At 68.8% G+C, this 4,447-nt stretch carries 3 protein-coding genes and 3 pseudogenes; 4 read left to right on the top strand and 2 right to left on the bottom strand.

Going from position 1 to position 4,447, the window contains the following annotated elements:
* The 3 genes and pseudogenes from AC5LUJ_RS18535 to AC5LUJ_RS18545 all read left to right on the top strand — a co-directional run.
* A pseudogene (locus tag AC5LUJ_RS18535) lies at nt 1-770 on the top strand (integrase core domain-containing protein); the annotation flags it as partial.
* 97 nt (nt 771-867) lie between these two features.
* Complete coding sequence (locus AC5LUJ_RS18540) at nt 868-1,548, top strand: TetR family transcriptional regulator (RefSeq protein ID WP_250285615.1); 681 nt, start codon at nt 868-870, stop codon at nt 1,546-1,548.
* 104 nt (nt 1,549-1,652) lie between these two features.
* On the top strand, nt 1,653-2,471 hold the full coding sequence (locus tag AC5LUJ_RS18545; RefSeq protein ID WP_250285614.1) for an SDR family NAD(P)-dependent oxidoreductase: 819 nt from the start codon (nt 1,653-1,655) through the stop codon (nt 2,469-2,471).
* A 300-nt stretch (nt 2,472-2,771) separates the two neighbouring features.
* On the opposite strand, the gene AC5LUJ_RS18550 is transcribed toward AC5LUJ_RS18545, so the two are convergent.
* On the bottom strand, nt 2,772-3,176 hold the full coding sequence (locus AC5LUJ_RS18550; protein ID WP_250285613.1) for a hypothetical protein: 405 nt from the start codon (nt 3,174-3,176) through the stop codon (nt 2,772-2,774).
* A 38-nt stretch (nt 3,177-3,214) separates the two neighbouring features.
* Nucleotides 3,215-3,628: pseudogene (locus tag AC5LUJ_RS18555) on the bottom strand (transposase); the annotation flags it as partial.
* Between the two features lie 180 nt (nt 3,629-3,808).
* Here AC5LUJ_RS18555 and AC5LUJ_RS18560 point away from each other — a divergent pair.
* Nucleotides 3,809-4,447 (top strand): annotated as a pseudogene (locus tag AC5LUJ_RS18560) (IS6 family transposase); the annotation flags it as partial.

Below are 4,447 nucleotides of genomic sequence, written 5' to 3' on the forward strand. Positions count from 1 at the left end.
CACACGAAAGTGGACCTACCCGCAGCGGGCTGGACGACCGCCGGCCAGCACGAAGATCGCGACCCTCATCGCACGACTCGCGACCGAGAACACGACGTGGGGGTACCAGCGGATCCAGGGTGAGCTACTCAAGCTCGGCCACCGGGTCGGCGCGTCCACGATCCGCCGAATCCTGACGTCCCTCAGGCTGCTCCGGCCCCGAAACGCCAGACCGACACGACGTGGCGGCAGTTCCTGCGCGCCCAGGCATCGACCATGCTGGCGGTCGACTTCTTCCAGGCGGACCGCGCCGTGACGCTGCGGCGTCTGTACTGCTTCTTCGTCGTGGAGGTCGGCTCCCGTCACGTCCACGTCCACGTCCACGGGGTCACCGCAACCCGGACGGACCGTGGACCACCCAACAAATCCGGAACCTCCTGGTGGACCTCGGTGACCGGGCGGCCGACTTCCACTTCCTGGTCCGCGACCGGGCCGGGCAGTTCACCGCGTCCTTCGACGCGATCCTCGCCGACGCCGGCATCACCACGGTCACGATCCCGCCCCGAACTCCGCGGGCGAACGCCTACGCGCAACGGTTCGTCCGCACGGTCCGGACCGAGGTCACCGACCGGATTATGATCTTCAGTGAACGGCGCCTCCGTACCGTCCTGGTCGAATATGTCACGCACTACAACGGACGACGCCCCTATCGCGGTCGCGACCTTCAGCCGCCACGGCCCGACCACCCCGTCGCCGACCTGACCCAGGAACGGATCAGACGCCGTCCGGTCCGACGTCGTCGCTCCGTGGTGCCCGTGAGCCCACAAGTCAGTCGTCGACATACCGTCCGGTTGGTTTTATCTTGGACACATGGCAGGCGGTGCGGCTGTGACGAGGCCGGCTACGGCGAAGGGCGAGGCCACGCGCGCCTTCTTGCTGCGCACGGCCGGGCGGGTGTTCGCCGAGCGTGGCTATGCCGTGGCCACCATGGCCGACCTGATCGAGGCGTCAGGCATGACCAAGGGGGCGTTCTACTTCTACTTCCGCTCCAAGTCCGACCTGGCGCTCGCCGTGCTGGCCGGCCAGAAGACCCACCTGCTGGAGCAGGTCGGCACACGCCTGGCGTCCCGGCCTCGCGCCGTGGATCAGCTTCGCGACCTGGTCCCAGCGATGCTGGACCTGATCGTGACCGAGCCTGCGACGTGGACCGTCACCCGGCTGGCCCGGGAGCTGGCGGCCGAACCCGACCTCGCCGACCGGGTCGGCCGGCCGATGGCGGAGTGGGTGGAGGCTGTCGCGGACATCGTGCGCCGCGGTCAGTCCGAGGGCGATCTGCGCACTGGCCTCGACCCCGACGCGGTCGCCGCCGTGCTCGTCGCCGCGTTCGACGGGCTCAAGTCGCTGACCGACGTTCTTGACGAACCGGCCGGGCCGTCCCGATTCATCGACCGAGCCAAGGTCCTGGGCCAGCTCGTGGAGTGGGCCTTGTGCGAACCCGGTAGCCCAGCCGACGGCCTTTCCGAGCCCGCTGCCGACAGCACTCCGCGACCGTCTCCGGGGAAGAGCTGACCCCCGCCCGCCAGCACACCCGGACCAAAGATCGACGGTGTGACGGAATCATGCGGGGAACCCGTACCCTCAAAAAAAACCGACCAGATGGTATGGAGATGAAAATGGACCTCAGCGGACAGACGGCACTCGTGACGGGCGCGTCGACCGGCATCGGCGTGGTCTTCGCGCGTGAGCTCGCCGCCCGCGGCGCCGACCTCGTACTGGTCGCCCGCAGCGAGGACAAGCTCGTGGCGCACGCGGCGGACCTCACCCGGCAGTACCAGGTGCACACCAAGGTGATCGCGGTGGACCTCGAGCAGCCCAGCGCCGTGGACGAGATCGCCGGACGGCTGGAGGCGCTCGGCCGGCCGATCGACGTCCTGGTCAACAACGCCGGTTTCGCGACCCACGGCGACGTGGTCTCGACCGACCGGGACCGCCTGGTGGGACAGGTGCGACTGAACTGCGAGGCCGTGGTCGTGCTGACCGCCCGGTTCCTGCCCGCCATGGTCACGCGCGGGCGCGGCACCGTCATCAATGTCGCGAGCACCGCGGCGTTCCAGCCCGTCGCGCACATGGCGGTCTACGCCGCGACCAAGGCGTTCGTGCTCTCCTTCACCGAAGCGCTCTGGGCGGAGGCGAAGCCCGCCGGAGTCCAGGTAGTCGCGCTGTGCCCCGGCTCCACCGACACGCCGTTCTTCGAGGTCGTCGGCGCGCAGGAAGCGTCGGTCGGCCGCCGCCGCTCACCCGAACAGGCGGTGGCGACCGCCCTGCGAGCGATCGACCGCGGCCGACCGACAGCTGTCGACGGCCTCGGGAACACACTCGTCACGAAGCTTCCCCGCGTCCTGCCCAGACGCGCCGTGATCCGCCTGGCCGAACGCGCGGTGCGCCCGTCCACCGAGCACCAAAGCCGGGTCACAGCACCGCGTTCCAAATAACTCACGGCCACGCGGCCGTAGCACGGCAGGCCAGCATGTACGCGACACCGACACCAACAATTCGGATCTGACGCCGGACTCGTTTGCTCAGTGTTCCCACGACCGATCATCAGTCCTCGGCCGCCGCCCGCCGCTTCTCAACGGCCAGTCCCTGTCACCCCGGCACCACACACCACCCGGAGAGCTGCGGTTACGAAGCATCAACAAGGGTTCACGCTATTCATCCGTCCAGCCTTCCTCTCGCCCGTAGCCCTCAGTGGGCGTTCTGTGGTGATTCGCCGGTTTCCGGTCTGGGTTGATCTATGGGGTGGAGTGAGGGAGGACGAACAGGCCGGGATCGGGTTCGGTGAGAACACCGCGTTCGACCAGCCGTTTCAGCTTGGCCCGGATGCCCTCGATATGGCGGGGTCCGGTGCCGGTGCCCAGGGCCAGGCAGACGTCCTTGGCGTGCAGCCCGTCGTGGTCGGGGGTGAACACGGCCAGCACCTCTCGATACCCTGGCGGCAGCGGTTCCGCTGGGGCGTGGGTGGCCTCGGCGGACAGCTCCAGCACCGTCTGGCGGGTGATCTCCAGTCGTTCCAGGGTGTGCTCGGTGGCGGTGAGCTGGTCACGCAGTTCGGTGATCTGTTCTCGTAGCTGCTCGACGGTGCGTCCGAGGCGTGTCCGTCGGGTCTCGATCTGTTCCAGCAGCCGCTGTGTCGACATCCCGCTCCCTTGTCGTGCGCCGGGTCCTCCCGTCCCGGTCAGGCCGGCGGGTCCCGCCAGGTCGGGGTGGTGGTGCCGGTCAGCCGGCGGGTCATCACGTCCACCATCGACCAGTGGATCATCGCGGTCGTGCTGGCGGGTCGCGTCTCGTAGTCCCGGGCGAGGCGGCGGTGCAGCATCAGCGTGCCGAAGGCCTGTTCGACTCTCCGCCGCTGGGGCAGCGGGGTGAACCCCCGCGTCCCCGCGGCACGCCCGACGACCTCCACGTCGATTCCCAGGCCGGCCCCGTGGGCGACGACGGTGTTTGTGAACCCGGCGTCCACCCACGCCTTACGTATCGATGGTGCCGCGGCGGCCACCCGGTCCAGCAGGGCGGTGCCGATGGTGTGGTCGTGCACGCTGGCGGCGACCACGACCACCGCGACCAGCAGACCGAGGGTGTCCGTGGCGATCCTGTGGGGCTCCGGAATCCCGATTCGGGCGGTGACCTGGGTGTTTGCCTACCGGACGGGGTCTGTGCCGGGCAGGCTGGATGGTCATGGTGTGGTCGCTGCTCTACGCCCTGACGCGGAACGGCACTGTTGCGTTGGCGAAGTCCACCACCGCAGCTACCACTCGGGCATGATCGGGTGATGGGTCGACGTCCTGCCCGTCCACCGGTCCCAGCTTCGGAGTTCGCCGGTTTTCGGTTCCCACCCGAGGTGATCGTGCTGGCGGTTCGCTGGTACCTGCGCTACGCCCTGTCCTACCGCGACGTCGAGGAGTTCCTCGCCGAACGCGGTCTCGTCGTCGACCACGTCACGATCTACCGGTGAGTGCGCCGGTTCACCCCGCTGCTGATCGACGCGGCCCGGCCGTGCCGGCACACGCCGGGTGATCGTTGGTTTGTCGACGAGACGTAGGTGAAGGTCGCCGGTCGGTGGACCTACCTGTACCGGGCGATCGACCAGTTCGGCCAGGTCATCGACGTCCTCGCCAGTGAGCATCGGGACCTGGCCGCGGCCCGATGCTTCTTCACCCAGGCGCTGTCGCACGGCCGCCGGCCGTGCGAGGTGACCACCGACCGGGCCGCCGCCTACCCGCGGGTCCTTGACGAGCAGCTACCCGCCGCCCAGCACATCGACGACCGGTATGCGAACAACCCGATCGAAACCGATCATGGCAGGTTCAAGGCGCGGCTGCGGCCGATGCGCGGGCTGAAACGTTTCCGTTCCGTGCAGGTGATCGGCGCCGGGCAGGCGTTCGTGCAGAACATCCGCCGCGGCCACTAT

It is taken from the genome of Protofrankia sp. CiP1_Cm_nod3 (genome assembly GCF_982290655.1).